General features: G+C 63.7%; 3 protein-coding genes and 1 pseudogene. 3 read left to right on the top strand and 1 reads right to left on the bottom strand.

Features of this window, described 5'->3' with window-relative positions; translation table 11 throughout:
- Nucleotides 1-246 (bottom strand): annotated as a pseudogene (locus tag BGN95_RS04130) (DUF159 family protein); the annotation flags it as partial.
- Between the two features lie 85 nt (nucleotides 247-331).
- Here BGN95_RS04130 and BGN95_RS04125 point away from each other — a divergent pair.
- The 3 genes from BGN95_RS04125 (at nucleotide 332) to istB (ending at nucleotide 3078) form a co-directional block, all read left to right on the top strand.
- Nucleotides 332-787, top strand: coding sequence for a DUF6624 domain-containing protein (locus BGN95_RS04125; RefSeq protein WP_286771700.1), 456 nt, complete (start codon nucleotides 332-334; stop codon nucleotides 785-787).
- Nucleotides 788-848: 61 nt separating this feature from the next.
- Nucleotides 849-2363, top strand: coding sequence for an IS21 family transposase (gene istA / locus BGN95_RS04120; RefSeq protein WP_041378971.1), 1515 nt, complete (start codon nucleotides 849-851; stop codon nucleotides 2361-2363).
- On the top strand, nucleotides 2350-3078 hold the full coding sequence (gene istB, locus BGN95_RS04115; protein ID WP_011950403.1) for an IS21-like element helper ATPase IstB: 729 nt from the start codon (nucleotides 2350-2352) through the stop codon (nucleotides 3076-3078). The genes istA and istB overlap by 14 nt, the downstream gene beginning before the upstream one ends.
- The last annotated feature ends 239 nt before the right edge of the window (nucleotides 3079-3317 follow it).

Below are 3317 nucleotides of genomic sequence, written 5' to 3'. Positions count from 1 at the left end.
TAGAACGGCGATATTGTTGACCGGTTTTGGTTTGATGGGTTGCCCGGTTTTTTTGCTCTTCATGGGCAACGGGAAGCCCCAGGTCATGGCTTGCAACACGCGATCGCCATCCTGTTCACGAACTACGTAGCCGGGACCGCCGGGATAGACCTCTCCCAAGGGAGCATTCGTGGCGCTAAGCATCTTGGCGTTAAAGGCGGATGCAATTTCCGATGCTGTGGCTTTGGTCGTGTAAAGGTTGCACATGGGGTCAGGATATCAGTCCTATCTCACCTCGCAACGCCTGCTTTCCACCCATTGCGGACATTGCGGATAAAGCTAGGCTGGCTACGTGAACAAGATTCTTGCGGACCGGCTAGTCGCCATGGCGGCTCATGATCTCGAAACGCGGGAACGGCTCGCGGAGGACGGCAGCCTGTTCGATGGCTACAATCCACAGATGCAGGGCGTGCATGAGGCGAATGCGCGCGAGCTGGACGCCATCATTGCCGATATCGGGTGGCCCACAGCCCAGATCGCCGGAGACGACGGAGCCGAAGCTGCATGGTTGATCGCGCAGCATGCAATCGGCCTGCCCCAATTCCAGCGCAAGTGCCTAGCACTACTCAAGTGCGCCGTTGCAGCTGGCCAGGCGCCGGCCTGGCAGATGGCGATGATGATCGATCGCATTCACACCTATGAAGGACGCCGGCAGGTATATGGGACTAGCTTAGACTGGGATGATGGCGGACAATTGTGTGGATCGGCGTGCAAAAAGGACCCCGTTAGCGGGGTGATCGGCGTCTAAAAGGGACCCCTCATTTCGATGGTTTAAGCAGCCGGCTGGATTTTCAGGCGGCGAGATCGGGATGTTGATTTTGGAGACAGTGGTTCGGATTCGGCGCGAGTATGCCGGCGGCAAGGCGATCAAGGCGATCGCGCGGGATTTGCATGTGTCGCGGAAGGTGATCCGCAAGGCGATCCGGGCGCCGGAAGGCGCATTCGACTATCAGCGCAAGGTTCAGCCACTGCCTAGGATCGGGCCGTTTCAGGATCGCCTGAACACACTGCTGGAAGAGAACGAGGTGCGCGGCAGGCGCGAGCGACTGCGGATGACGCGGATACATGATCTGCTGGAGCGCGAAGGTTTTGAGGGTTCCTACGATGCCGTTCGGCGCTACGCGGCGCGCTGGAAGGCCGACCGGCGCAAGGATGCCGGCGATGGTGTCACCGCCTTCATCCCGCTGATGTTCAAGCCGGGCGAGGCCTACCAGTTCGACTGGAGCCATGAGGATGTGGAGATCGCCGGCAAGCCGATGCGCGTGAAGGTTGCGCATATGCGGCTGTGTGCATCGCGGGCGGTCTATGTCCGGGCCTATCCGCGCGAGAGTCAGGAGATGCTGTTCGACGCGCATGCGCGCGGCTTTGCTTTCTTCGGCGGCGTGCCGGGCCGCGGCATCTACGATAATATGAAGACGGCGGTGACGAGCGTGTTCACGGGGAAGGAGCGGGTCTTCAACCGGCGGTTCCTGATCATGACCGACCATTATATGGTCGAGCCCACCGCCTGCTCGCCGGCGGCGGGATGGGAGAAGGGCCAGGTCGAGAACCAGGTGCAGACGATCCGGGGCCGCTTCTTCCAACCCCGGTTGCGGTTCGCCAGCCTCGACGAGCTCAATGGCTGGCTGGAGGCCGAGTGCCAGCGCTGGGCGGAACGACAGGCACACCCGGAACAGGGCGAGCTGACCGTGGCGCAGGCGCTGGAGATCGAGCGATCGGCACTGCAGCCGATGCTGGGACCGTTCGACGGCTTTAACGAGAGCGAGCATGCGGTGACGGGCACCTGCCTGATCAGCTTCGATCGCAACCGCTACTCGGTTCTCTCGACGGTGGCGCGGCGGACGGTGCAGGTCCGGGCCTATGCCGACCGCATTGTCGTGCGCTGCGGCGAGGAGGTTGTCGCCGAGCATCCCCGCTACTTCGGGCGCAACCGCACGATCTATGACCCCTGGCATTATCTGCCGGTACTGGCCCGCAAGCCCGGAGCGCTGCGGAACGGCGCGCCCTTCCAGGACTGGGATCTGCCGCCGGCGCTGGCGCGCCTGCGCCGCAAGCTTGGCAATGGCGACGATGCCGACCGCCGGTTCGTCCGTGTGCTGTCGGCCGTGCTGACCGATGGTCTGGAGCCGGTCGAAGCGGCCGTCCGCGAGGCATTGGCGACCGGCACGGCGAGCGACGACCTGATCCTCAACATCCTGGCGCGGCGCCGCGAACCGCCGCGACCGCTCACCATCATCACCTCCGAAGACAGCGCCTTGCGCCATCCGCCGATCGCCGACTGCGCCCGTTACGACCAGCTGAGGACCTTCGATGCAGCGGCATGACATGATCGAGGCGATGCGCGGGCTTGGGCTCAAGGGCATGGCGGGCGCGTTCGACGATGCGGTCACCACCGGCCTTCAGCGCCAGCGCACCACGATGGAGATACTGACCGACCTTCTGCGCGCGGAAGCAACACATCGCCATGCTGCCTCGATCCGATACCGGATGGCGGCCGCCCGGCTGCCGGTCGTGAAGGATATCGATGCGTTCCGGTTCGAGGGCACGCCGATCAACGAGGGGCTGGTGCGTTCGCTGCACAGTGGCGCGTTCCTGCCCGCTCGGCGCAACATCGTCCTGGTCGGCGGCACGGGCACCGGCAAAACCCACCTGGCCATCGCCATCGCCGCCAATGTCGTTCGCTCGGGTGCGCGAGGCCGCTACTTCAACACCGTCGATCTGGTGACCCGCCTCGAAGAGGAGGCCAGGATCGGCAAGAGCGGCGCTCTCGCCGCCCAGCTATCCCGACTCGACCTGATCGTGCTCGACGAACTGGGATATCTGCCGTTCGCCCGCTCGGGCGGCCAGTTGCTGTTCCACCTGATCAGCAAGCTCTACGAGCAGACCAGCGTCATCATCACCACCAACCTCGCGTTCGGCGAATGGCCCACCGTGTTCGGCGATCCCAAGATGACCACCGCGCTCCTTGATCGCGTCACCCACCATTGCGACATCGTCGAGACCGGCAATGACAGCTGGCGCTTCAAAAACCGCAGCTGATCGCCCCCACCGACCTCCGATTAAAAGATGCTTTGCGCTGCGCGCGCCTCCGGTCGGGCTCCGCCCTCCCTACGCCGCGCGCAGCGCAAAGGCGCGTGTCCGATCAACCTTGCGCCATCGTGAAAGGGGGTCCCTTTTGCGCGCCGATAGGGGGTCCCGTTTGCACGCCGATTGACAGGAGTGGACGACGGTTTCAAGCGATGATCCCCGGTAGGCGACGCCGAATGTGCCGCGCTCGA

Origin of the sequence: Sphingomonas sp. 66-10 (assembly GCF_001897045.1) — a bacterium.
Classification (GTDB): domain Bacteria; phylum Pseudomonadota; class Alphaproteobacteria; order Sphingomonadales; family Sphingomonadaceae; genus Sphingomonas; species Sphingomonas lycopersici.
This window is presented reverse-complemented; position numbering and strand designations above follow the sequence as displayed.